The sequence below is a fragment of the Gemmatimonadaceae bacterium genome, from assembly GCA_035533015.1.
In the GTDB taxonomy this organism is placed as follows: Bacteria; Gemmatimonadota; Gemmatimonadetes; order Gemmatimonadales; family Gemmatimonadaceae; genus JAGWRI01.
On the sequence record DATLUQ010000003.1, the window covers coordinates 13337 to 39505 of the forward strand.

At 69.2% G+C, this 26169-nt stretch carries 18 protein-coding genes; 7 read left to right on the forward strand and 11 right to left on the reverse strand.

Going from position 1 to position 26169, the window contains the following annotated elements:
- Window position 1: 1 nt before the first annotated feature.
- Complete coding sequence (locus VNF92_00675; protein ID HVA56374.1) at window positions 2-691, forward strand: ABC transporter ATP-binding protein; 690 nt, start codon at window positions 2-4, stop codon at window positions 689-691.
- Window positions 688-3348 carry an FtsX-like permease family protein gene (locus VNF92_00680; GenBank protein ID HVA56375.1) on the forward strand — a complete coding sequence of 887 codons (2661 nt, stop codon included), beginning with the start codon at window positions 688-690 and terminating at the stop codon, window positions 3346-3348. The genes VNF92_00675 and VNF92_00680 overlap by 4 nt, the downstream gene beginning before the upstream one ends.
- 61 nt (window positions 3349-3409) lie before the next feature.
- On the opposite strand, the gene VNF92_00685 is transcribed toward VNF92_00680, so the two are convergent.
- The 6 genes from VNF92_00685 to VNF92_00710 all read right to left on the reverse strand — a co-directional run bounded on the left by VNF92_00685 (window position 3410) and on the right by VNF92_00710 (window position 11784).
- A complete protein-coding gene (locus VNF92_00685) occupies window positions 3410-3781 on the reverse strand; it encodes a response regulator (GenBank protein HVA56376.1) in 372 nt (123 codons plus the stop codon).
- Window positions 3781-4131, reverse strand: a complete 351-nt coding sequence (locus tag VNF92_00690) for an Hpt domain-containing protein (protein ID HVA56377.1) — start codon at window positions 4129-4131, stop codon at window positions 3781-3783. Before VNF92_00690 ends, VNF92_00685 begins: the two co-directional genes overlap by 1 nt.
- 18 nt (window positions 4132-4149) lie before the next feature.
- Complete coding sequence (locus VNF92_00695; GenBank protein HVA56378.1) at window positions 4150-6210, reverse strand: ATPase, T2SS/T4P/T4SS family; 2061 nt, start codon at window positions 6208-6210, stop codon at window positions 4150-4152.
- Window positions 6211-6372: 162 nt separating this feature from the next.
- Complete coding sequence (locus VNF92_00700) at window positions 6373-7599, reverse strand: hypothetical protein (protein ID HVA56379.1); 1227 nt, start codon at window positions 7597-7599, stop codon at window positions 6373-6375.
- Window position 7600: 1 nt separating this feature from the next.
- Window positions 7601-9847, reverse strand: a complete 2247-nt coding sequence (locus VNF92_00705) for a response regulator (GenBank protein ID HVA56380.1) — start codon at window positions 9845-9847, stop codon at window positions 7601-7603.
- A gap of 122 nt (window positions 9848-9969) precedes the next feature.
- Window positions 9970-11784, reverse strand: coding sequence for a protein kinase (locus VNF92_00710; protein ID HVA56381.1), 1815 nt, complete (start codon window positions 11782-11784; stop codon window positions 9970-9972).
- Window positions 11785-11932: 148 nt separating this feature from the next.
- Between VNF92_00710 and VNF92_00715 the strand changes: the two genes are divergently transcribed.
- Both VNF92_00715 and VNF92_00720 read left to right on the forward strand, forming a co-directional pair.
- Window positions 11933-12835: a hypothetical protein gene (locus VNF92_00715; protein HVA56382.1), complete on the forward strand. Its 903-nt coding sequence runs from the start codon at window positions 11933-11935 to the stop codon at window positions 12833-12835.
- The gene (locus VNF92_00720) at window positions 12832-14742 is read left to right on the forward strand and encodes a hypothetical protein (protein HVA56383.1); all 1911 of its coding nucleotides are present in this window, start codon (window positions 12832-12834) and stop codon (window positions 14740-14742) included. The genes VNF92_00715 and VNF92_00720 overlap by 4 nt, the downstream gene beginning before the upstream one ends.
- Before the next feature lie 6 nt (window positions 14743-14748).
- Here VNF92_00720 and VNF92_00725 read toward each other — a convergent pair whose 3' ends face one another.
- Window positions 14749-17055 carry a PAS domain S-box protein gene (locus tag VNF92_00725; GenBank protein ID HVA56384.1) on the reverse strand — a complete coding sequence of 769 codons (2307 nt, stop codon included), beginning with the start codon at window positions 17053-17055 and terminating at the stop codon, window positions 14749-14751.
- A gap of 138 nt (window positions 17056-17193) precedes the next feature.
- Here VNF92_00725 and VNF92_00730 point away from each other — a divergent pair, with 138 nt between their 5' ends.
- Both VNF92_00730 and VNF92_00735 read left to right on the forward strand, forming a co-directional pair.
- The gene (locus VNF92_00730) at window positions 17194-18921 is read left to right on the forward strand and encodes a hypothetical protein (GenBank protein ID HVA56385.1); all 1728 of its coding nucleotides are present in this window, start codon (window positions 17194-17196) and stop codon (window positions 18919-18921) included.
- A 190-nt stretch (window positions 18922-19111) separates the two neighbouring features.
- The gene (locus VNF92_00735; protein HVA56386.1) at window positions 19112-19600 is read left to right on the forward strand and encodes a MarR family transcriptional regulator; all 489 of its coding nucleotides are present in this window, start codon (window positions 19112-19114) and stop codon (window positions 19598-19600) included.
- A gap of 1 nt (window position 19601) precedes the next feature.
- On the opposite strand, the gene VNF92_00740 is transcribed toward VNF92_00735, so the two are convergent.
- Window positions 19602-21035 (reverse strand): ATP-binding protein, encoded by a 1434-nt coding sequence (locus VNF92_00740; protein HVA56387.1) that lies wholly within the window; start codon window positions 21033-21035, stop codon window positions 19602-19604.
- On the reverse strand, window positions 21004-21732 hold the full coding sequence (locus VNF92_00745) for a response regulator transcription factor (GenBank protein HVA56388.1): 729 nt from the start codon (window positions 21730-21732) through the stop codon (window positions 21004-21006). The genes VNF92_00740 and VNF92_00745 overlap by 32 nt, the downstream gene beginning before the upstream one ends.
- Window positions 21733-21966: 234 nt before the next feature.
- On the opposite strand from VNF92_00745, the gene VNF92_00750 reads away from it, so the two are divergent.
- Entirely contained in the window at window positions 21967-25059 is a 3093-nt protein-coding gene (locus VNF92_00750; protein ID HVA56389.1) for a hypothetical protein, read from the forward strand.
- Between the two features lie 25 nt (window positions 25060-25084).
- On the opposite strand, the gene VNF92_00755 is transcribed toward VNF92_00750, so the two are convergent.
- Window positions 25085-25468 (reverse strand): hypothetical protein, encoded by a 384-nt coding sequence (locus VNF92_00755; GenBank protein ID HVA56390.1) that lies wholly within the window; start codon window positions 25466-25468, stop codon window positions 25085-25087.
- A gap of 29 nt (window positions 25469-25497) precedes the next feature.
- A partial coding sequence (locus VNF92_00760) for a tetratricopeptide repeat protein (GenBank protein ID HVA56391.1) occupies window positions 25498-26169 on the reverse strand: 672 nt, incomplete at its 5' end.

The window sequence follows — 26169 nt, forward strand, 5'->3', positions numbered from 1 at the left end:
CATGCTCGTTGCCCGCCAACTCACCAAGGAATACCGTGTCGGTGAGCGTCTGCTCACCGTGTTGCGCGACGTCTCGTTCTCGATCCCGCAGGGTACGTTCGTAGCCGTCGTCGGCCCGTCGGGCAGCGGCAAGACGACGCTGCTCGGCCTGCTCGCCGGGCTCGACACGCCGTCGCGCGGGACGGTGCTGCTCGACGACGCCGACCTGGGCGCGATGGACGAAGACCAGCGCGCGCGGCTGCGTGGGGAGAAAGTTGGCTTCGTGTTCCAGAGCTTTCAATTGATTCCCACGCTCACCGCTATCGAGAATGTACAGGTTCCGCTCGAACTGCGCGGCGATGCAGGCGCCGCGGAGCGGGCCCGCGAACTGCTGGCGCGGGTAGGGCTGGGTGATCGACTGGACCACTTTCCCACCGAACTTTCGGGGGGCGAGCAGCAGCGGGTGGCGATCGCGCGGGCTTTTTCCAACGAGCCGCGCATCCTGTTCGCCGACGAGCCCACGGGCAATCTGGACAGCGACACCGGGCAGCGCATCGTGGAGCTGTTGGAACAGTTGAACCGCGAGTCGGGGGCGACGATCGTGCTCGTGACGCACGACGCGGCTCTCGCGGCCCGGGCCAGCCGGATCATTCGCCTGAGCGACGGCGTGGTCGTGCAGGACGCCGGGACGCCGGCCACGGGCGCGGCGTGAGCGCATCGTTCTCGCGACTCGCCGCCGTCGCGTGGCGCGAGAGCCGCACGGCCCGCCGGCGGCTGCTGCTGTACATGTCGTCGATCACGCTGGGCGTGGCGGCGCTGGTGGCGATCGACTCGTTCGCCGAGAACGTCACGCAGTCGGTGCACGACCAGTCGCGGGCGCTGCTCGGCGGCGACCTGTCGCTCACCAGCAACGCCGCGTTCCCGGCGCCCGTGAACACGCTGTTCGATTCGCTGAGCACCCACGGCACGGCCGTGGCGCGCCAGACGAGCTTCGCGTCGATGGCGCTCGTGGTGCGCACCGGGCTCACGCGCCTTTCGCAGGTACGTGCCGTGACCCCTGGATATCCGTTCTACGGCCAGATCGAGACCGACCCGGTGTCGGCCTGGAGCACGCTGCAGGACGGACCACACGCCATCGTGGACGCGTCGCTGCTCGTGGCGCTCAACGCCAAGATCGGCGACTCCCTGTCGCTCGGAACGACCCGATTTCTGATCACCGGCACGCTGACCAGCGTGCCCGGAGAGATTGCGGTGACGGCGGCCATCGGGCCGCGTATCTACATCCCCGCCAGGTACCTCGGCGAGACCGGATTGCTGGTGTTCGGCAGCCGCGCGGACTACGAAGCGCTGGTCAAGCTGCCGGCCAACGTGACGCCAGAGGAGTTCGAGGGGCGCACCGCACGCGTGCTTTCCAGGAACCGCGTGCGCGTGCACACGGCGGCCGAGAACGAGTACAACCTGAGCAACGACATCGACCAACTGCGCAATTTTCTCAGCGTGGTGGGCCTGGTGGCGCTGCTGCTCGGCGGCATCGGCGTGGCGAGCGGGGTACACGCCTTCGTGATGCGCAAGATCGACACGGTGGCCATTCTGCGCTGTTTGGGAGCGACGAGTTCGCAGGTGCTGGTGATTTACGTGTTGCAGGCGGCCGCGATGGGGCTGGTGGGGGCCGCGGGCGGCGTCGTGCTGGGCGTGGCGCTCCAGTTCGCCATGCCGCACGTGATCGGCGACTTCCTGCCGGTGAGCGTGAATGTGCAGCTGGCGCCGGCGGCGCTGCTCAGCGGGTTGGCGATCGGCGTATGGGTGGCGCTGGTGTTCGCGCTGCGGCCACTGCTCGCGCTGCGCGGGGTGTCGCCGCTGCAGGCCTTGCGCCGCGATGCCGACGACGCGGTGATGCGCCGCGCGCGGCACGACAGCGCGACCTATGTCGTCTCGTTCGCCATCGTGGCCAGCGTATTCGCGATCGCGCTCGAGCGTGCCGAGCGGCTGCGCGACGGGATCGGGTTCAGCGTCGCCATCCTGGTCGCCGTGGGGACGCTGTGGGTGGTGGCGGCGCTGGTCACCGCGGTGGCGCGCCGAGTGGTGCGCCCGCGTTGGCCGTTCGTGCTCCGTCACGGGGTGGCCAGCCTGTACCGGCCCGGCAACCAGACGCGGTCGGTGGTGCTCTCCCTGGGCTTCGGCGTGTTCCTCGTGAGCACGCTGTACCAGGCGCAGAAGAACCTGCTGGGCCAACTGAACCTGCGCATCGACCAGGTGCGGGCCAACGTCGTGTTCTTCGACGTCCAGGGCGACGAAGCGCCGGGCGTGGACTCGATCATCCAGGCCGGCCACTACACCATCGAGCAGAAAGTGCCGATCGTGACGATGCGCATCGCGTCGATCAATGGCGAGACACCCGACCAGTTGCTGGCCGACACCCTGCCCGCGCGCCCCACGCTGCCGGCGACCGCCGACTCGCAGGCGGCGGGCGGACAGGGGGGGCGCGGCGGCCTGTTCGGCGGGCGGGGCGGACGTGGCGGGGTTGGCAACGGCGGCCCGCGACGGCGTCCGCGGTGGGCGCTGCAGCGCGAATACCGGTCCACGTATCGTGATTCACTCGACCCCACCGAGAAGCTGGTGGCGGGCACGTGGTTCGACGCCGTGAAGGACACGATGCCACAGGTGTCGCTCGACGCCAGGCTGGCCGACGAGTTGGGCGTGGTGGTGGGCGATACCATCACCTGGAACGTGCAGGGCGTGCAGGTGCGCACCCGCGTGACCAGCCTGCGCGAGGTGGCGTGGGCCCGATTCCAGCCCAACTTCTTCGTGGTGTTCCAACCCAAGGCCCTGCTGCACGCACCCAAGCAGTTCGTGTTCCTGGCTTACGGCCCCACGCCCCGCGACGTGGCGATCATGCAGCGCGACGTGGTGCTCAAGTACCCCAACGTCTCGAGCCTCGATCTCTCGCTCGTGCAGCGCACGGTGGCCGACGTGCTCGACCGGGTGACCACGGCCATCCGGTTCATGGCGCTGGTCAGCTTACTGCTCGGCGTGCCCGTGCTGTTCAGCGCCGTCGCGGCCACGCGCCGCGAGCGGCTGCGGGAGGGCGTGCTGTTCAAGACCCTGGGCGCCACCCGGCGCCAGATCGGCCGCATCATGCTGGCCGAGTACGCCCTGCTCGGCGCGCTCGGCAGCCTGGCCGGCGTGCTGCTCTCGGTGGGCGGGGCGTGGGCGCTCATGCACTTCATATTCCAGACGCCCTTTCACCCGGCGGTCTGGCCCGCGCTGCTGGTGAGCCTCGGCATGACGGTGCTGGCCGTGGCGATCGGAATGCTGACCAGTCGCGAGGTGTTTGCGTCTACGCCAATGGCGGCGCTCAGGGAAAGCTGACGGCTCGAACGGGAGGCCTGAGGCCGAGTGGCGTTGGCTGCTGATTTCGCTCGGCCAGTTCTCAGCCGCCCGCCGCCAGCAGTCTCGCGATCGCCTTGAACAGAATGTGCTCGTCGACGATCGGCTTGGTGACGTAGTCGTCGAATCCCGCGGCGAGGTACTTCTCGCGATCACCTGCCATGGCGTGGGCGGTGAGCGCGATCACCGGCAGGCTGGCCAGCGTCCGGTCGGCCCGGATGCGCGCCAGGATCTCCAGCCCGTCCATCACGGGCAATGAGATATCGAGGAGCACGAGGTCGGGACGCGCCACCGCGAACGCGGCCAATGCGTCGGGGCCGTTGTCGAACTCCACGACCTCGAACGTTCCCATCAGGATGGCCTGGAGCAGCAACCGGTTGTCGGGGTTGTCCTCGACCACGGCGAGTCGCGCCATCACGTGCCTCCGTTGCGGGCGTCGCGCAGCCACCGCGCGGCCGCCTCGAATGCGTCGCTGAGGTCGGGCAGCATCGCGGCCACGGCCGCGACGTCGCCCTCCGCGGCAAGCCGTTCCCCGCGCTCGCACACGGCCTGCAGCGCCACTGCCCCCATCTGACCCGACGACGACTTGAGCGAGTGCAGCGCGCCCCGCGCGGTGGAGGCGTCGCCCTGCGCGATCGCCGCCCGCACCGTTTCGAGCCGCGGCGGGGCGCCGGCGAGCAGCAGATCGATCATCTCGTGGAGCAGCGGGTCACCGCCGAATTTGCGTATCCGGGCAATCGCGTCGGGATCAAACGTGGGGACCATGGAGGGTATGGACGCGACTCACATCGGTCGGCGTACGGCGTTCTGCACCACGCCGGCAAAACGCCCCCAATCGACCGGTGCGCCGAGGTCGTGCGACGTGATGCCGTTTCCGCTCGTCGTGCCCCCCAGTGGCAGATCGGCAACGGCATCGATCGGGGGCGCGCCCTGGCCGCTGGCCGAGGGGAGCAGTTCCTGGCGCCGCGGCATCGCCAATTGGAGCATCGACGCCTCGCTCACCAGGAACGAGAACTCCACGCCCTCGTGCATGAGTTGGGCTGCCGAGTCGGCGTCGGGGGCCTCCGACACGCGGAAGCCGCCGCCCTCGAGCAAGGCGCGCGCCATGCGCCGCCACGCCGGATCCGGATTGAGGATCAGGATGCCCGCTGTACCGGTGACGGCTATCTCGTCGTCGAGTTGGTCGCCGAGCACGCGCTCGATCTCCTGAAGTGTCGTCTCGCCGCGTCGCACCCGGGCAACGGCCACGTCGCGCAGCGGCGCCATCCCGGCGGCAATCGCCGCGCGCTGGAGTTGCTGCGCCGTGGCGCCGGCGGCGATCATATCGGCGATGCTCGGCGCGACGATGGCGACTTCGATGAGCGGCAGACGGCCCCGATAGCCGGTGTTCCCGCACCGCTTGCACCCGGCGGCCCGCGACAGCGGGAGCACGCCGAACTGTGCCGAGAGCCGCTCCTCCTCTTCGGTCAGGGAGCCGAGCAGCGGCTGCGCGCAATCGGGACACACCCGCCGCACGAGGCGCTGCGCCAGACAGCCGCGTAGACAGGTGGCGATGGTCTGGCGGTCGAGACCCAGATCGGCCAGGCGCGCGACGGCGCTCATCGAGTCGTTGGTGTGCAGCGTGGCGAGCACGAGGTGGCCCGTCAGGGCCGCCTGGGCCGCCACTTCGGCCGTTTCGAGATCGCGGATCTCACCCACGAAGATCACGTCGGGGTCCTGGCGCAGGATGGCCCGCAGCGAGCTGGCGAACGTCACCCCGCGCTTGGTCTCCACCTGGATCTGCGTGATGCCGGGCAGCTCGTACTCGATCGGGTCCTCGACCGTCATGATGTTCACGTGGCCGGTCGCGATCTCCTTGATCGCCGAGTACAGCGTGGTCGTCTTCCCCGAGCCAGTGGGGCCCGTGACGATCACGATGCCGTCGCGACAAGCCAGCAACTGCCGCAGCCGCGCCAACTCGCGGGGCGTGATGCCCACCTCTTCGAGGCGGCGCGCGTTCTCCGGACGCAGCACGCGAATCACCGCCTTCTCGGCGTCGCGCGTCGGCACCGTGGAGATACGCAAATCGTAATTGCGGCCCTCGATCGACACCTTGGCGCGGCCGTCCTGGGCCACGAGGCGGTTGGCGATGTCCATGCGCCCCAGCACCTTGATCCGCGACACGACCCGGTTGAGCGCCGCCATCGGCAGGTGCATGTGCTGGCGCATCACGCCGTCGATGCGGAACCGCACGCTGCCCCCCTTGGGGCCGGGCTCGATGTGCACGTCGCTCACGCCGTGCATCACGGCGTCGCGCAGGATCAGGTTGGTGAGTTTGACGACGGGGCCGGTCTCGACCTCGGTCAGATCCACCGCCTCCGGTTCCAACTCGTCGACCACCTTCACGGCGTCGGCGATCTGGGAGTCGACCGTGGTGAGGAGATTCTCCACCATGCGGTCGGCCGAGTAGCCGGAGAGCAGCGCGTCTTCGATCAGGGTCGGCGGCGCGAGTTCGAAGATCGGGCGGCGCCCGGAGGCGAACCCGATGGCATGTTCGACTTCGATGTCGCTCGGGTCGGCCGTCGCCACGTAGATGTGACGCTCGTTCTCGCGCAGCGGGAAGACGTGGTACCGACGCGCGAGCCGCTCGGGCAGCAGCGCCAGCGCGCCAGGATCGGTGCGCTCGAATTCGGCCACTCGCAGCCCGAACTGCGACGCGATGCGCGAGGCCAGGTCGGTAGGCGACAGACCCAGGGTACGCGACGCGATGTCCCACGCCTCGATATTCTCCACGTCTCCGGGAATCGAGAGGGACGATGCCCCTGCCAGCCCTGCCCGCGCTACCGCGCCTTCAAGCCAATGCATTCGAGAGTGACTCCCCATGCCCAGAATCGGCTTCGATTCTGGCCGAAAGACCATTGGTCAGTCGCGTGCCGACAACCGCCTCGGCGCCGATCATGACCGTTATATAATAGTTGTTGCAACGGCGCCGATTGAGTGATCCACGTTACAGACGCATAACTCGCGTCAGCGCAACGCGATAGCTACGCGGAGCGGTTGCGAGGTGGCACCGATCAGGGCCCCGTAGCCCAACTGGCCAGACTGCGCCAGCCCCCAACAATAGATGTTGGTGTCGGTCGTGACCCCGCACGCGTGGTTGCCGAGCCCCGTGCTCACGCTCGTGAACTGCCGCCATCCGATGACCTGCACCGGCACTTCGGCGCAAGGGAGCGATTGCGTTCCGCACCGCGCCGACAGCGCGCTCGGCGAAACGCCGAGTTGGCCGAACGAATCATTGCCCCAGCAGTACGCGTCGTGGCTGGCGGTCACCGCGCAGGTCTGGATGATGCCGGCGGACACTTCCGTGAACTGCAGGCCGCCGCTCACGGGGACGGGAGTGACGCTGCCCTCGGTGGTCCCATCACCCATTTCGCCGTGCGGGTTGGCCTCCCAGCAGTACGCCGCCTGATCGCTCACGCCGCACGTCGTGAACGAGCCCACGCTGAGCGCCTGCAGCGCGGGAGCGCCCGGCACCGCTTCGGGCAGGAGTTGCGCGCGCGCATACTCGAGTCCCTGGCTGCGATACAGCCAGATGTTGCCCCAGCAGAGAACGGTGTTGGCCACCGTCACGCCGCAGGTACGCGCCTCGCCGGCCGAGATCTGGACGAATTGCGCGCCCGCAGCGACGGGGGTGGGCGCGGAGCGCGGAACGATGTCCCCCGTGCCGAGCTGGCCGCGGTCGTTGTCGCCCCAGCAGTACGCGATGCCGTTGGTGCCGATGGCACAGGTGTGGGAGAATCCCGCCGAGATCGATTTGAAGGTGAGCCCGCCAAGCACCGGCTCAGGCACGGGCGCGTCCGCGGCCGCCACGCCCACCGCCCCCGAAGCGTTGTTTCCCCAGCAATAGGCGGTGGAGTCGGCGGCGATGGCGCAGGTATGCTCCGCGCCCGCGCTGATCGAGCGAAACGTGAGCGAGGTCGCTACGGGCTCGGCGGAGAGCGAGCAGGCGCCGCCTGCCGTGGTGTCGCAGGTCGCGGATGGCGGGTGTCCGAGTTGATCGTGCGCGTCCGATCCCCAGCAATACGCGCGGCCCGCCACGGTGAGGGCGCAGGTGTGGTCGAGCCCGGCGCTCACCGAAGCAAAGCCGTCGGCGCCCGTCTCGTCGAGCGTGGGCACCGTGGGGAGCCGGCTGGTATCGGCGGAGCTGCATGCCGCCAGCGCGACTGCGAGCACGGCGCAGGCCAGACGTCGCATGTCAGTCGGCCCGGCGCGCACGGATCTGGCGCAGCACGCCGCGCAACACGCGCGCCAAGTCGCCCCCGAGGGCCGGGCCCTTGGCGAGCACGGTGACCGTGTCGCGCTGGAGCACCTTCTGCTCGGCGTCGGAGAGCGACTTGGCGGTGATCACCACCACCGGCGTCTCGCGGTAGCGTTCGGTGCGCCGAATGCGCCGCAGGAATTCCAGCCCGTCAACGCCCGGTAGTACGACATCGAGCAGAATGAGATCGGCGTGGAACGACTGGAGCTTGGCGAGCGCGTCGACGGCCGTCGGGGCCGATTCGACCTCGAGGCCGGGAAAGCCCGCCAGGTGGGCTTCGATCAAGCGGTGGGAATCGTCGGAATCCTCCACCACGAGCACGCGCGCCGGACGCGCGTTGAGCGCGCGATCGATCGCTTCGGCCAACGTATCGCGCGCGATGGGCTTGTTGAACACGTCCACCGCACCGGCCAGGCGGCCTTGGTACTCCGACGCCACCACGCTCACCACGATCACTGGTGTCTGCGCGATCGAGGGATGCGCCTTCAGGCGCTGCAGCGTATCGGACCCGTCCATCTCGGGCATGAGCAGGTCGAGTACGATCAGGTCCGGACGGCGGTCGAGGGCCGTCGAGATCCCCGCCTCACCCGATGCCGCGGTGAGCACTCGGCTTCCCGATTCCTCGGCAATCTGCGAAAGCAGCACGCGCGAGTCTTCGCTGTCGTCGATGATGAGCACGAGAGGCGCGTCGGCGTGCGTCGAGGGCGTGAGGCGACGCGGCACGGGCTGGCGTATTCCTCTCCCACCCCCCGCCCCCGGCCCAGCCCCACGCGACGGTCCCGGCGCCACGTGCCGCGCAACCACCGGGGCGCCAGGGGTGACGTAGATGCTGAACGTCGAGCCCACTTCCTCCTCACTCACCACGCCCAAGCGGTACCCCAACCGCTCACACATCGACCTGGCGATGGCGAGCCCGAGGCCGGTGCCGCCGAACCGGCGCTGGACGGAACTGTCGGCCTGTTCGAACGCCTCGAAGATCCGGCCCACGCGGTCGGGGGCGATGCCGACGCCGTTGTCGATCACGTCGAGCCGCTGCAGCGCGCCCGCGGGGTGGTCGGTGATGGCCCGCACCACGACCCGCCCACCCTGCGTGAACTTCACGGCGTTGGCGATCAAGTTGAGGAGCACCTGGCGCAGTTTGTCGGGGTCGGTGCGCAGAGGCTCGATCTCGTCGGGCCGTTCGACTTCGACCAGCGGCGACTCGGTTCCGCGAGGCGAGAACTGGGCCACGGTCTCGTCGAGCAGTCGTGCCACATCGATCGTCTGGAGCACCACGTCCATGCGACCGGACTCCACTTTGGAGAGGTCGAGGATGTCGTTGATGATCTCGAGCAGATGCGTGCCGTTGGCGCGGATGCGCTCCACGTAGGAGCGGGCGGTTTCGTCGATGGCGCCCGGACCGGGCTTGAGCAAGACGTTGGAGAATCCGATCACCGAATTGAGCGGCGTCCGCAGTTCGTGGCTCATACGGGCGAGGAACTCGCTCTTCGCGGCGCTGGCCGCGTGGGCCTGCTCCAGGGCCTGCACGAGTTCGGCATCCAACCGCTCTCGCTCGCGGATGTCGCGGCCAATCGTGATCACGGCCAGGGCGGCCACCGCACAGGCGACGATGAAGCCGAACAGGAGGACCGTCGTGGCCAACTGTTCCTCGGCGCGCTCCTCCCGGAGGCGGCGGTCGAGTAGCGCGCGCTCGGCGCGCGTCATGCGCGAGATCTGCTGGCGGATGGAGGTCGAGAGCAGTACGCTGGCGTCGTCGGCCACGGTGTCGCGGCCCACCGCGGCGCGGCTGCTGTCGTACAACGCGAGGACGCGCCCCATAAGGGCCATCTTCTGCCCCACGGAATCGGCGAGGATGTCGGCGCGCGCGCCCTGCGCCGGGTCGTCGGGCTCAAAGCGGCGCAGTCCCGCCAAGTCGCCGCGCACGCGCTGCGCGGCATCGTCATACGGGCCGCGAAACGCCGGGCGGTCGGTGAGTAGCAGCCCTCGCACCGCCGACTCGGCGTCCAGGACGTCACCCTCCAGCACCCCCAGCATCTGGATGGCGTCGTAGGTACGGCGCACCCGCACAGATGCCTCGGCCGACGCGCGCAGCCCGCGGTACGACTCACCGCCGATCACCGCGAGGATCAGCGCCGCGGTGGCAAAGCTGAACAGCGCCTTTCGGGGGATGGAAAGCGTAATCACGCTGCCAATATATCTTTAAGGATGCACCGGCGCTCGAAAGAACGCGGCTTCAAGCCGTACCTCATCTTCGGCATCGTGGCCGCAACCGTCGAGATGGCCATCATTCTCTGGCTGATGTACCACTAGGGGTTCGGCTGGCCGCGACCGCGCATGCCACGCCCCAGCCGGAGGTCGAACTGGTGGCAGCGCTGGGTGGCCGCCGCATCGCCGTTGGCGGTGTTGGAGCATGCGGTCATCGCCTGTTGCGCCATCCCGCGGAGCTGCTGCGCCACGGGGAACGGCATCCGTCCGGTTGGCATGATGTCCCGCAGCGTCTTCACTTCGCCCTGGGCTTCACGCAACTCGATGTTCGCGAGATTCGCGCGCCCGTTGGAGACGTACCGGCCGGCCGCCTGCATGTGGCTGCGAATCTCCTTGAGCGCACGGTTGATCCCTGCGCGATCGGCCGAATCCACCACCGAGGCCGCGGCGTTGGGGTGGCGGGTTTGGGTCAGGGATTCAGCCGGAGCGGCAGGGAGCGTGTCTCGGGCCGCAGCCGGTGGGCGCGACGTGGTGGCCGCGGCCACCCGCGGTGGCTGCGCGACGTGGTGCGCCGCCAGGTGCGTGACCTGCGGTGTGATGATCTTCGCCACCGGCGGTGCCGGAGCCGTGTTCGGCGGCGGGCTTGCGGTGTCCACAGCGCCGTTCGCCGAACCCACGGTGTCTCGCGCCGTGACGGCGGTGGACACGGGGGTGCGGCGCTGCCACGCATTCAGCACGGTATAGCCACCGCCGAGCACGAGCACCACAGCTGCCGCAATCCAGAGGCCGCGCGACGCCGGCTTGGACTGGTTGGCGGGCAGGACGCGGGTGCGACCCGGACCGGCGGGCTTGACCGAAGCTGGCGACCGCTTGTCCGGTGTAGCGGCGAGTGCCGGGGTCGGCCGAACGGGCACGGCCACGCGCACCGTCCGCTCGGGATCGTCGAGGGGCGTGCCAGCCGCCGCTTCGACCACCGCGCGCCCAAAATCGGCGACGCTCGCGTAGCGCCGGTCGGGCTCCGGATCGAGCGCCCGGTCGAGCGCGGCCTGAAGTGGCGCCGGCCAGGCGATGCCGGGGCGCACGGCGGTAAGGCTGGCGGGACGTGACGTGAGCCGCCGGACGAGCGTTTCCTTGGACGTCAGCTTGGGATACGGCAGGTCGCCGGTGAGCATGTTGAACAGGACGAGCCCCAGCGAATAGATGTCGGTGCGTTGATCCAACTTCTCGCCGGCCAGTTGCTCGGGGCTCATGTACTCGGGGGTGCCGAGGGACACACCCGCGGTGGTCACCGTCTGGCCACCGCCCTCGCCCGGTGTTGCGACCGACTTGGCGATGCCGAAGTCCACGACCTTCACCCAGTCGCTGCCGTCGATCTGGCGCGCGAGCATGATGTTGTCGGGCTTGAGGTCGCGGTGGATGATTCCGAGGTGGTGCGCAGCGCTGAGGGCGTCGGTGGCTCCCTTGATGATTTGCGCGGCGCGAGCGATGGGCAGTGGTCCATCGCGCTGGACCAGGGCGTGAAGGCTCTCGCCTTCCACGAATTCCATGGCCAGGTACAGCAGCCCGTCGGGCGTCTCGCCAAAGTCGTAGATGGCGGCGACGTTCGGGTGGTTGATGCGGCTGGCGTTGGCCGCTTCACGGTTGAACCGCGTGATGGCATCGGCGGTGGCCGCGAGCGTGGGGCTCATGACCTTGAGCGCGCTCTTGCGACCCATGCGGACGTGTTCGGCGACGTACACCCGGCCCATGCCGCCCTCACCAATGAGGGAGGTGACGTGGTAGCGGTCTGCGATGATCCGGCCAATGAGCGGATCGTCCGACGACTCGGCGCGCAGAGGACTGCCGTCGTTCGGACAGAATTTCTGCTCGGGCCCGTACTCGGCGCCGCACTGGGTGCAGATCTTCTTGATGCTCATGTCTTCAATGACAGTTGGGTGCGCCCCCGCGTCACCAGGTGCGGCGCGAGGGATCGTCCGCGGGGCGTCCCGCCCTCGGGAACCGCGCGGGCTTTCGCCCCGGCGTTCCCCAGGGTAACATCCGCGCGCAACCCGCTCCGAGGTCGAAATGGCTGTGCGTTCCAGATGGGTGCTCGTTGTGCTGCTCGCGGCCGGCGCCGAGCGCGCCCGGGCCCAGGAGTACCCACTGGCCCCACTGATCGCCCGCCTGCCGGGCAGCACCCGGGCGTTGGCCATGGCCAACGCCGACATGGGCGGCCGCGAAAGCGACGTGATCTTCTACAATCCCGCCCAGTTGGCCGTGGCCCACGGATCGGACGCCTCGGCGGAGCTCTACACCCACGGAGACCTGCTGGCGACGTTGTCTACCGAGACGGGTCTGGCTGGCGGCGCCCTAGGAGTCGGGGTGCAGTCTCTCACGTTCTCGAGCGCCTCGGATACGTACGCGTCACCCACCGAGCTGGGCACACGCGGCCCGCTGGCATCGTCCGGGCTGATCCTGGCCGCGGGGTACGCCCATTCGCTTTTCGGGTTTCGGGCGGGCGCCAACGTCAAGGTGCTGCAGCAGCAGATCGGCAGCGCAAGCGACACGCGCGCCGCGTTGGATGCCGGCCTGTCGTACGATCTCTGGCGTGGTACGGCCGGGCTGAGCGTGCAGAACGTGGGGCCCGATCTGCGGACGTTCAACGGCCACGTGTCGCAGCCCACGCAGGCCAACCTTGGGTTCTCCTCGGGCCGGTACGAGGCGGGTCCGCTGGATCTGAGCGCCGCGGCCACGGGCTCGGTGCTGCGCGGCCGGACGTTCGTGGCGGGGGGCGGCGGCGAGGTCTCGTACAGCTGGCTGGACGGCTACGCCGTCTCGGCGCGGGCCGGCGTGCGGCGGGCCGCCGAGGGCGAGGGCCCATGGACGGCGGGGGTGGGGATCTCGGCCGATCGGTTCGAACTCGACTACGCGTTCGAGTCGCGGGCCGGGCGGCCGGGCGCTCACCGCATCGGAATCCACATCCGGTGAGCACACGCTTCTCGATGGGCGCCGTCGTGGCGCTGCTGGTCGCGGGGCTTGGCGGCTGCACCCAGTCGCTCAAGCTCTCGGCCGACGATTCGGGCACCGTGCTGGCCCGGCAGCTGATCACGGCGCCCAACCCCGGCGAACCGGGCCCGTACCGCGTACGCTACCTCACCTACGGAAGCGGCACCGACGAGCGGCGGGCCGCGTATCGCGATTCGGTCGCGATCAGGACGCGCGCCGTGGACGCGTCGCCATTCGTGAAGATGTCGCCGCAGCAGGCCAAGGACCGGAAGGCGCTCTGGGGGTTCGACATCAAGCACGCGCCGCTGAATGCCCGCGTCTGGTACCCCGAAGGCCCGGGCCCATTTCCCCTGGTCGTGATCGCGCATGGCAACCACGATCCGACCGACTATTCCGACCCCGGGTACGCGTATCTGGGGCAGCTGCTGGCGTCGCGTGGATTCATTCTGGCGTCGATCGACGAGAACTACGTCAACGGCAGCTTGCGCGGCGAGAATGCCGGCCGCGCGTGGATCATGCTGGAGCACCTCGAGGCGTGGCGCGCCTTTACCGACAGCGCCGGCAATCCGTTCTACCACAAGGTGGACTGGAACGAGATCGGGATCATGGGACACTCGCGCGGCGGCGGCGCGGTGTCGCACGCCGTGCAGTTCAACGGCCTGGCACGTTTCCCCGACGATGCCAATGTGAAGTTCAACTTTCACTTCCACATCAACGCCGTGGTGGCGATCGCGCCGGTGGACGGGCAGTACAAGCCGGCGGGGAAGCTCGAGCCGATCGAGAACGTGAACTTTCTGGTAATTCATGGCTCGCACGACGGCGACGTATCGGAGTTCATGGGGATCCGGCCCTACGACCGGCTGCGGTTCACCGACGGGGGTTTCCATTTCAAGTCGGCCTGGTACGTGTACCGGGCCAACCACGGCCAGTGGAACACCGTGTGGAACAACCACGACAACGGGCCGCGCAGCGCCAACCGCCTGGATCTGCGCGCGCTGCTCACGCCCGAACAGCAGCGCCAGTTCGGCAAGGTGGTGATCGGCGGATTCCTGGAAGCCACCCTGCACCATCGCACGGAATACCTGCCGATGTTCCGTGACCAGCGTACGATCGGCCACTGGCTGCCCAGGACGATGTACATCACGCGGTTCCAGGAGAGCAGCTTCCGTCTGCTGGCCAACTACGACGAAGACGTGGATGTCACCACGGGGTCCGTGCCCGGCGTGACGATCAGCGGCGACAGCCTGGCCAAGTGGTACGAAGCACCCATTCCCCTGCGGTTCCCGAACGACGAGCAGAACACCAACGCCGCGTGGCTCGGCTGGAACGACCGCATCGCCGGCCCGGACACGGCGGCGCGCGGACGGCCGGCATCGTACACGTTCACGCTGTCCGACTCACTCGTCTCGTCGCTGCACGTGGGCGACAGCACGTCGGTGATGATGTCCATCGCACCGACGCGCGAGATGCCGGGGCCGCGCCGGGCGCCCGGGGACAGCGCGGGCAGGGATCGCGCGCGCCATGACGCCAGGGCGCCCATCGTGCACGACGACTCCGTACCGATGGACCTGACGGTGGAGTTGGTGGACGCCGATGGGCACCGGGCCCGCCTGCCGCTGTCGCTGTTCGGTCCGGTGCGGCGTCCGCTGGAGACGCACGTGCTCCGGCGGGCAGATCGCGAGAAAACGGAATTTCGCAATCCGTACGAGATCGTGCCGCAGACGTATCCCATGCCGCTCGCGGCGTTCGTGAAGGTGGCGCCGCAGTTCGAGCCGGCCAGGCTTCGCACCATACGGCTTCTGTTCGACCGCACGCCGTCGGGCACGATCGTGCTCGACGATGTGGGGCTGGCGAACATGGATCCGGCGTTCCTGCCGCCGGGCCCGTAGGCGCGGTCAGGCCGCGGGAGCGCGGAGCAGCAGCGAGCGGATGCGTTCGAGGAGCGTGAGGGCGCTGAACGGCTTCTGGAGGATCGGCGCTTCGGGGTCGTCCAGCGTGTGGCGGAGCGCCTCCTCGTCGACGTAGCCCGACATCAGGGCGATCACTGCCTCGGGGCGCTCGGCCGCGAAGGCGCGGGCCAGTTCGCCGCCGTTCATACGCGGCATCATCACGTCGGTGAGCAGGAGGTCGATGTCGCCCGCGTGGTGCCGCGCCACATCGAGTGCCTCGATGCCGTCGCGCGCCGTGAGCACGGTGTATCCCTCGTCGCGCAGGATGCGCTCGGCGAGGGCGCGCACGCCCTCGCTGTCTTCGGCGATGAGGATCGTACCCGTGCCACCCCGCACGACGCGCGAACGGGGCGGCGCCGGCCGCGCCGCCTGGGAGGCACCCGGGGTGGACGGCAGGTGGATGGCGATCGTGGCCCCCTGGCCTGGTGCGCTGTCGACGGTGATGAACCCACCGCTCTGCGTGACGATGCCGTAGACCATCGAGAGCCCAAGCCCCGTGCCGCGGCCCATCTCCTTGGTCGTGAAGAACGGTTCGAACAACCGCTCGCGCACTTCCGGCGTCATACCACTTCCGGTATCGATGACGCGGAGCACGGCATACGCGCCCGGAGCGTGGCGCGCGTCCGCGCCGGCCGCGAACTCGACGTTCGCCGTCTCGATCGTCAACGTACCGCCGGCCTGCCCTATCGCATCGCGGGCATTGAGCGCCAGGTTGAGCAGCACCTGTTCCATCTGGCCGGGATCGACGCGCACGATCGCGAGGTCGGGCTCGAGCCGCGTGGTGACCGCGATCGACTCGCCGAGCAGCCGCTGGAGGATGCGCGCGAGATCGGTGACCACGGTGTTCAGGCTCAGCGCCTCGGGGCGCATCACCTGGCGCCGGCTGAACGCCAGCAACTGGCGCGTGAGCGTGGCAGCGCGGTCGGTGGCCTTGCAGATCTCCAGCACGTCGGCCCGTCGCGGATCGTCGGCGCGGATGCTCTGGAACAGCACGTCACTGAACCCGCGGATGGCCGTGAGCAGATTGTTGAAATCGTGGGCCACCCCGCCCGCGAGCTGCCCCACGGCTTCCATCTTCTGCACGTGACGCAGGTCCTCTTCCAGGCGCCGCCGTTCCGTGACGTTGCGCGAGACGGCGAGGAAACCCTGCACCGCCCCCGTATCGTCGTCGACGATGGCCTGGTGCGTGGTCTCCAACCACACGTCCTTGCCGTCGTCTCGCTGGACGCGGAACGTGGTGGTCTCGACGCCATGGTGGCCGATCAAACGGCACTGCACGGCCTGCAGCCGCTCGGCATCGCCCGCATCGCAGAGGTCCGCCATCGAACGACCCACGAGCGCCTCGGGATCCATCCCGAGCAGCGACCGGCAGACGGGGGAGACGTACAGAAAGCGTCCGTCCAGCGACATTCGCGCGAGCATGTCCTGCGAATGCTCGGCCAGAAAGCGGTGCCGCTCCTCGCTCTCGCGCAACGCGTCCTCGGCGGCCCGGCGCGCCGTGATATCACGCGCCACGGCCAGCAGCGCCACCACGCGGCCGTCCCTGACCTCAATCTGCACGTTCTGCCCCACCCACACGTCGCGCCCGTCGGCGCGGAGCGCCGGGAACTCCCAGTAGGTCACGGGAATCTGCTGCTTGATCTGGCGCCTGTAGAGTTCGATTCCCTCCATGCGGAAGTCGGGACGCACGAAATCCAGATACGTGCGGCCGACGATCGAGCCCTCACCCATGCCAAGCACGCGCGATGCGATCGGATTGGCGTAGGTGAAGATGCCGCGGGGATCGATGCGATAGATGCCGTCGGTGGCGCTCTCGACGAGCAGTCGGTAACGCTCCTCGCTCTCGCGCAACGACGCGCCGACCCGCTTGCTTTCGGTTATGTCGCGCGACGTGATCGCGATGCCGTCTTCCACCCGCACCACCTGGTGCCGCACCCACTGCGGCGCGCGGTCGGCATCGTGCAGGCGCAGATCCTCGGCAAACGACTCACCCGTGGTCACGACGGCCACGCACCGGTCCAGGAATCCTTCGGCCCGGGCCTGCGGGAGCACCTCGGTGAGCAGATGCCCCGCCAGCTCGTCACGCGAGCGGCCCAGCAGCTCCTCGCCCCGGCGGTTCAGTTCGACCAGGCGAAAGTCCTGCACGGCGCCGTCGGCTCCGCGCGCGGATTCGAGAAGGAAGAACGCGTCGAGGCTCGCAGCGATGGCGCCGCGGAACCGGGTCTCGTCGTTGACAGTCGGTCGCGAAGGCACGGAGGCGTCGGAGGGGGCGGCAAATTCGGGTGAATCGTTCGCCCGCCGGTCGGTGTGGGTCAACCGGCGGGCGCCGAGCCCTATAATACCATCAACGGGTGCACGGCGCGCGGGGCGCCATCCCGTGGAGGAGGTGCGATGGGACGACCAGGAAGCCGCCGTCCGGCGACGCCGTGGAGCTTGTTGGCGGCAGCGCTGCTGCTCTGTCCCGCGCCGTCGCGCGCCCAGCTGGCGCCGCGAGACTCGTCGCGCGTGGCGCGCGCCGCCCGCGACGCCCAACGCGACTTCGAGTGGCACCGGCGCTCGAACCTGCAATGGACTTCGGGGGGATCGGGCGGCACCTGCGACGCGCGCATCGGCCGCTTCTGCTACTGGCACGGCACGACACCCGACAGCGCGCCGCCCGAGGCGGTGACCATCACACGCGCTCGCGACCGGCTGCTGGCCCAACTCGATACGGCGGCCCAGCGGTTGCCTGGAGACGGATGGATTGCCGGCCAGCGGGTTCGCTACTTTCTCGAAGCGGGGCGCCGAGACTCGGCACTCGCCGCGGCGCGCGCCTGCGCGGCCGACGCATGGTGGTGCGAGGCCCTGCGCGGGCTCGTGCTCCACGTCGACGGCCGCTACGCGGCCGCGGAGTCCACCTACGATCGCGCGTTGGCCGAGATGCCGGACAGCACGCGCTGCGCATGGACCGATCTATCCGTGCTGCTCGATGGCCGCGCCGCCGACCGCTATCGGGCGCTGAGCTGCGACGAACGCGGGGCCCTCGACGCCCGGCTCTGGTGGCTGGCCCAGCCGTTCTATTCGCTGGGCGCGAACGACCTCCGCACCGAGCACTTCGCACGCCTGACGATCGTCCGCATCGCCAGGGAATCCGTGTGGCCGGTGGCGGCGTCATGGGACACCGACGAGCACGACCTGATCGTGCGCTACGGATGGCCACGCTGGTTCGAGCGCGTCCGGCCGGTGCTCGACGCCGATCCCAACTACTCGGTCATGGGGCACGACCCGCAGCCGAGCTTCGCGTTCTTCCCCGACGGCCGGCTCATTGATTCGGTCTATCAAGCGGTACCGGGCGATTGGGACCTGACCGCCTATCGAGCCCAAACGCGTTACGCGCCGGCGTACACGGCCTCGGTCCCGCGGGTGCCGGTGCTGCTGTCGCGGTTCGAGCGCGGTGATTCCGCCGTCATCGTCGCCGCGTACGACGCCTCGGACGACACCCTGCTGGTGCGCCATCCGTTCGATGCCGCGCTGGTGGTGACACCAGACGAACGGCAGTACTTCACGTCCCGTCAGGCCGCCGCGCCCCGCACGGGAGCACTGATCGCCAACGTCCCGCGGCTGGCGGCGATCGCAAGCGTCGAACTCCTGGACACAGCCCAGCGCGCCGCCGGGAGAACGCGCGAGGCGGTCGCGCCCCTGCCCACCGGCCCGGAGTTGCGGCTCTCCGACGTATTGCTCTTCCGGCCCGACCCCACGGCGCCAATGCCGCAGACGCTTGCCGAAGCGGCGCGGACCGCGCTCGTTTCGGTGGCGGACACGACGCGCGCGCTGGGATTGTACTGGGAGGTGTACGGGCGCATTAACGCCGGCGAGCCGGTGAACGTCTCATTGACCATCGAGCGCACGGGGATGGGGTGGTGGCAGCGGGCACGCCAGTGGCTGCGAGTGGGAGGCGGCAGTGCGCCGATCGCCCTCCGCTGGCATGACGCGGCCCGGGCGGGCCAACCGGCGATGCGCCGCGCGGTATCGGTGGACCTGTCGCGGCTGGATGGCGGCACGTACGCGCTGAGGCTCGAGGTTGAGACTTCGAGCGGAAGGAAGGCGGAAACCGGGCGAACGCTGGACATCCGGCGATAGCGCCGGCCTGCCGCCCTCTGGACGGCGGCGGGCCATTGAGGCACTGTGAATGCGCGCGTCGCGTTCAACGGCGCCGGGTTGGAATTCGTAGCATCGACAAGAAACGAACGGCCGGGGGCTAGCGCGAACCCGGCCGCCTGATTTTCGATCATGCCGGCTGCCCGTCCCCCCTTAACCGTCCGCCCGCCCGATGACTTCAGAAGAACTGCAACAGATCACGACTGCCATGAACGCGGTACGATCGATCGTACGCGCGCTCCGCGTGTCGTCCCGGATGATCGAGAGCAAGATGGGCATCAGCGGCGCGCAGCTGTTCGTGCTGCAGCAGCTGGCCGACCGGCCGGCGCACTCGTTGAACGAACTCGCCGATCGCACGGCCACGCACCAGAGTTCGGTGTCGGTGGTCGTGCGCCGCCTCGTGGACCACGGCTACGTATCGCGGACCGCGGCGGACGCCGACCGGCGGCGCGTCGAGCTGGCCCTCACCGACAAGGGGCACCGCCTGCTCGAGCACGCCCCCACCACCGTGCCCGTGAAACTGCTGCGCGGCGCGCGCGCGCTGAGTGCCGAAACCCGAAAGGCGCTGGCCGAGCACCTCCAGGAGTGGGTGCGCGCATCGGGCATCGAAGACACCGCCCCGCCCTTGCTCGGCGACGATACCGACATCGCCAGCGGGTAGCTCACTCGGGATCCCAGGCCGGCAACAATAGCGAGAACACGCTTCCGCCGCCCACGCGCGCGGCGTACTGCACCACGCCGCCCTGCGCCCGCGCAAGCCGTTGGGCGATGGAGAGACCGAGGCCCGCCCCCCCGTCATTGGCCGCCGCGGGCGGCCGGTAGAACGGCTCGAAGATCTGGTTCACCTCGCTGGGCGGCACGCCGGGGCCCCGGTCGGCCACGGAGAACCGGAGTTGGTCGCCCTGCCGCGTCGCCGCGAGGTCCACGGGCGTGGCCGCGGGCGCGTAGCGCAACGCATTCTCCACCAGATTGCTCAGGATGCGCAGCGTGTGCACGAAGTCGAACATGCCGAACAGCGCCGGTTGTGACAGGTCGAGAGTGGTCACCACGCGCCTGCCGCGGGCCGCGCCGGAAAACTGGCGCACCACGGCGCCGATCACGTCTTCGGCGGAGTTCAACTCGGTGTTCGTACGGAACGTGCCGCCCTTGATGCGCGACAGGTCGAGCAGGTCATTGACCAACCCCGAGAGCCGGTCGGCCTGTTCCTCGATGACCATGGCGTTCTCGTCGCCCCGGAGCGCCGCGTCCTGGGCCAGCGCCTTGATGGTGGTGAGCGGTGTACGGAGGTCGTGGCTCACCGTGGCGAGCAGGATGTCTTTGAGACGGTTCGCTTCGCGCAGCCCTTCGGCGTGCGCCGCCTCGCCCTCGAGCCGCATACGCTCCACGCCCAGGGCCGCGTAGTACGTGAGTGCTTCGAGAAACTCGTCTTGCGCCCGGTCGAGCATGATATCGGTGGGGTGGTAGAGGCGCAGCCGGCCCACGGCGTCGCCGTGCGCCGTGAGCGGCAGGACGCGCGTGTGCGCGCCGTCGGCCGGCGGCCAGGCACCGGCGTGCGCCACCTCCGATTGCTCGACGCCCAGCACCCGATCGATGGCGCACGAGTCCACACGCAGTTCGTCGCGGATGACGCGGGCGATCGCACCGAGCGCCCGCTCCGGTGTCCCCGCGTTGAGTGTTTCCGACCCGAGGTGGGAGAGCCGCGTCACCTCGTCGGCCCGGCGGCTCGCCTCCACCGCCTCGGCCTGGGCGCGCGCCAGCAGTTCGGTAGTCGTGACCGACGTGGCCAGGAACGCGAACAGCATCACCAACTCCAGCGGCTTGCCCACCCCAAGCGTGTCGTACGGCTGCTGGAAGAAATAATTGATGAACACGAACCCCACGCACGCCATCAGGAAGCCGAACCCGCGGCCTCCTCCCACGCTCCCGCCGAGCACGACCAGCAGGTACGCCAGCACGACGTGCGCTTGATCGATGTCGGGGCGCATGCGCGCCATCGCGAACGTGACGAGCAGCAGCAGCAGCGTCCACAATACCCGTCCGCCGAGCGACGGACGATGGACGGTGCTATGCGCTTTGCTCGAAACGGTAGCCGACACCGGGCTCCGTGATGATGAGTTGTGGGCGCGACGGATCCTGTTCGATCTTCCGTCGCAGGTTGGTGATGTGTACGCGAAGGTACTGCTGCGGGTTGCCGAACGCACGCCCCCACACGGCGTCGAAGATCTGTTGGTGGGTGAGCGTGCGCCCCGATGCCGTCGCGAGGCTGCGCAGGATCTCCCACTCGATGGGCGTGAGGTGGATGGCACCCGCGCCGCGAGAGACGCGGCGCCGCACGAGGTCGATCGTCAGCCCGTCGACCGTGATCGTCGAGGCGTGCGACGGCGCCGACAGCGATTGGAACCGGCGCAGGTGCGCCCGCACGCGGGCCGAGAACTCGAGCGTGCTGAAGGGCTTGGTGATGTAGTCATCGGCGCCGAGATTGAGCAGCGCCACCTTCTCCTCTTCCCCGTGGCGCGCCGTGAGCACGACGATGGGCATCGTGCCCCAACGGCGTACTTCGCGGCAGACGTCGGCGCCCGCCATGTCGGGCAGCCCGAGGTCGAGCACGATGAGGTCCGGCGTGGTGGCGGCGGCCTGATCGATGCCCTCGCGCCCCGTGGCGACCTCGACCACGTGATCGGTGAGATCGCGGAGCGCGTTGCGCACAGCGCGCCGGATGTGGACTTCGTCATCGATGACCAACAGGGTCGGCTGGCCAACGGCTTCGGATAGGGGAGTATCGACGGTAGTCACGGGTGTGTCTCCTCACGGGCAGAAATCCAACCTGCGTTCTCTACACCAAATGGACCCCCGGGTCCCGGCCCGCGCCACAAAGGCGATGTGAAGTCGCCCGCCGGGGGCCGGCCGGCGCGCGATCGGGCCCGGCCCGAGCGCGGGCGGTTGCGGTGCGGGGGTCGTCGCGTTCAGTTCAGGCGTCGTACCCGTCCTCCCGACCCCTGCGCGACCGCAAACTGGAGACCCACCGACATGTCGAAAGCCGCCGCTGCCGCCACCCTGGTGCTCGCGCTCAGCGCTCCATCAGTGCCGCGGCAGAGTACCACGCCGGCGCCGCTCGTTCCGCCGAGCACGTACCAGGAGCTCCACCGGCGGTTCGTCGGCCCCTTCCGCGCCGGCTGGGCGACGATGGCCGAGGGCGTGCCGGGCGAGCCCAACACCTTCTATTTCGGCGCGGCGGGAGGCGGCGTCTGGAAGACCACCGACGCCGGCCGGACGTGGCACGGCCTGCTGCAGCACGAGGGGGCGTCGGCGGTGGGCGCGCTCGCCATCGCGCCATCCAGTCCGAACGTCATCTACGTGGGCACCGGTGAGGTCGCGGCACGGTACGATATCGCCGCAGGCGACGGTGTGTACCGCTCCGACAACGGCGGCGAGAGTTGGACCAACGTCGGCCTCGCGGCCACGCACCACATCGGCCGCATTCTGGTCGATCCGCGCGACCCCAATCGCGTGCTCGTCGCCGCCCTGGGTCACGTGTTCGGCCCCAACGCAGAGCGCGGGGTGTATCTGAGCACCGACGGCGGCAAGCACTGGAACCCCGTGCTGCAAGTCAACGACGCCACCGGCGCCGTGGACCTCGCCTGGGATCCCGAGCACCCCGCGGTGGTGTACGCCGCCATGTGGCAGATGCGCATGCACCCGTGGATGGACTACTTCATGCCGCAGTCGGGGCCCGGCTCCGGTATCTACAAGAGCACCGACGGTGGTGAGCACTGGGGCCGGCTCACCGGCGGCCTCCCGTCGTCGAACGTCGGACGCGTGGGCCTGGCGGTGGCTCGCGGGAGCGGTGGCGACGTGGCCTACGCCTCGATCGCGCTCGAGGGGTCGACGCTCACCACGGCGCCCGCCGCGCACGACGCCAGCGGGCTCTACCGCACCGACGACGGCGGCGCTCACTGGCGCCTCGTGAACGGCGACCCGGCGCTGGCCAGCAGCTACTTCGGACGGGTCACGGTGGCGCCGAACGATCCCAACACGGTGTACGTGATGGGCCAGTCTATCCGGCGCTCCACCGACGGCGGCAAGACGTTCGAGTTCTTCAAAGGCGCGCCGGGCGGCGACGACTACCACTTCCTGTGGATCGACCCGCGCGACCCGACGCACATGATCTCGGGCGCCGATCAGGGCGCGGCGGTCACGGTGAACGGCGGCGCCAGTTGGTCGAGCTGGTACAATCAGCCCACCGGGCAATTCTACCACCTGGCCGTGGACGATCGCTTCCCGTATCGCATCTACAGCGGTCAGCAGGACAACGGCACGGTGGAGCTCTGGAGCCGCGGCCCCTATGGCGTGGTCGACGAACGCGACTGGCACCCGGTGGGCGGCGACGAGCGTGACTACATGGTGCCGAAGCCGGGGGCGCCCGACACGGTGTTCGGCACCGGGCTGGGCGGGCACATGTCGCGGTTCGACGAGGTCACGCGGCAGTCGGCCGAGGTCTCGCCGTGGCCGGTGTCCACATACGGCGCCTATCCGCTCGATGTGAAATACCGCTACACGTGGATCACGCCGATGGCGTTCTCGCCCCTGCCCCCGCACACGATGTACCTGGGGGCGCAGAAGCTGTTCGCATCGGACGACGACGGCGACCACTGGCGGACGATCAGCCCCGACCTGAGCGCGAAGAAGGCCGGAGTACAGGACTGCGCCGACGCCGACCTCGCGCGCGCGCGCGACTGCGGGTTCGGCGTGATCTTTTCCATCGCGCCGTCGCCAGTCGCGCGCGGCACGATCTGGGTGGGCACCGACGACGGAATGATTCGCGTAACGACCGACGGCGGCGCCCACTGGCGCAACGCCACCCCCGCTCTGGTGCCGGCGTGGGCCCGCATCGACAACGTCGAGCCGTCGCCGTTCGACACGCGTACGGCATATGCGTCCGTGGATATGCACCGCATGGACCGCGACGCGCCGCTCGTCATCCGCACGACGGACGGGGGCAAGACCTGGCAGTCGATCTCCGACGGCATCCCGGCCGACGAATTCGTGATGGTCGTGCGCGCCGATCCGGCCAAGCGCGGCCTGCTCTACGCCGGCACGAGCCGCACGGTGTACGTGTCGTTCGACGACGGCGGGCACTGGCAGCCGCTGTCGCTCAATCTGCCCACCACCTGGTACCGCGATCTGCTCGTGCACGACGGTGACCTGATCGCCGCCACGCAGGGCCGCGGCATCTGGATCCTGGACGACGTGGAGCCGTTGCGCGAGGCGGCGGCCGCGGCCGCTCGTCCGGCCCATCTGTTCGCGCCGCTGACGGCGACGCGGCTCCGGAACGATGAGAACCGGGACACGCCCTGGCCGCCCGGGACGCCGGTGGCGAAGAATCCGCCCACCGGCGCCGTGCTCGATTACTGGCTGGCGAGCGAGGCGAACGGCCCGGTGACGCTCACCGTTCGCGACGCAGCGGGCCGCGTCGTGCGCACGTTCTCGAGCGGCGATTCCGCCGAGCATCTGCCCTCATCGCAATACTTCGAGAACGGGTGGCTGGGGCCCGAACCCACGGTGTCGGCCGCCGCCGGCATGCATCGATTCGTGTGGGACCTGCGCTATCGACGCCCCGACGCGCTCTCGTACGACTACTCCATCGCGGGGGTGTGGCACGAAGGCACCCCGCTCGATCCGCGCGGCCCCCTGGCGCTGCCCGGCCGCTACACGGTGACCCTGGGGGTGAGCGGCGCGACGTACACGGAGCCGCTCACGGTGCGGATGGATCCACGCGTGCACGTGGCCGAAGCCGCGCTCCGCGCGCAGTTCGCCCTGGCGCAGGCAGTGGATTCGACGCTCGGCCGCGCAGTGGCGGCGCACCGCGAGATCACGAATCTGCTCGCCGGTCGGAAGGCCACGCTGCCGGCCGCCGCCGTCGATTCCCTCAACGCCATTGCCGACGGCGGCATGCCGAGCCTGTCGTCGGTGGCCGCTGTGCTCAGCAGTCTGGCGACGGCGGCGGTGGCGGCCGATGCCGCGCCCACGCAGGGCGAACAGGCGGTGTTGCGGGAGTACACCCGCCAGCTCGACGCGCTGCTCGCGCGGTGGAAGGCACTGGGCGTGCGAAGTCAGCGGTGACTTCGCGCGCCGGTTGCCGCCGACTTCAGCGCGTGCGCGCGCGGATGTCGGCGAGTTGCAGACGCAGGTCCTGATTGGCCTTGAGAATGTCGGCCAGCAGGTCCGCGGCCGGACCGTCATCCACCACCGTCGGCTCGGGGCCGAAGCGCTTGTTCATCCCCATGTGGCGCGTGGGATCGATGCGCACCTCGTGCGGCAGGATCAGATCGGCTTTGCCGTCCATGACGCGGACGGCGAAGAACTTCTTGCCTTCCTTCTCCATGTAGCCGAAGTGGATTCCGGTGGCTTCTTTCGGCCACGGCGGGAGGTTGTGCGTTTTGCCGTCGGTACCGACGAACGTCGTGGCGCCGGTCTTGAGCTGCGAGAAGTTCGGGTCGAAGGCACCGTGGTACATGAGCGCGTGTTTCATTCCGGGTCTCGGTTTGGAGTGGGCACGGGTTATGGATGCTTCTCGGTATCGCGCAGGTGGGTGAGCCGCTGCTTCACGTTTGCCACCTGGGGTTGGAGGTCGGAATCGGCGTTCTTCCACAGCTCGACGAATTTCGAATAATAGTTGGCGGCCTCGCCAGGGTTGCCCTGGGCCTCGTATAGCTCGCCGAGGCTCTTGTACACGAAGGCGAGTTCGTCGCCGTCGGGGGTCATGGCGAACGCGTACGGGGTGTCCAGATAACGGTGAAATTCGGCGATCGCCGAATCGGGCATGTTGGCCTGGTCGAACGCCATGCCGAGCGTGACGGCCACGCACTTCGCGCAGTCGCTAGCCGGCCCGTCGGGGAGCGAATCGGCGGCGCGGAATTCGCGAACGGCGTCGAGCGGGCGCTTCTCGGCCAGCGCGACGTAGCCGAGCGCGGAATGGCGCGCGGGTTGGTCGACGCGGAGAATGCTCGTATCCCGTATCTCGGATTGCATCTGTGCGAGCAGCGCCCGCGCCTGATCGGGGCGGCCGGCCATGGCGTAGATCTGGGCCAACTGCGCGTACGGCCGGACCTCCGCCGGAAGGGTTCGCAACGGCGTGGCGGCGATCGCGGCATCGAGCGTGTGGACGGCCCGCGCCGGCTGACCGCGGAACCAGGCGTCGAACATCGCCGACTCCGCCGAATCCAGGAGCAC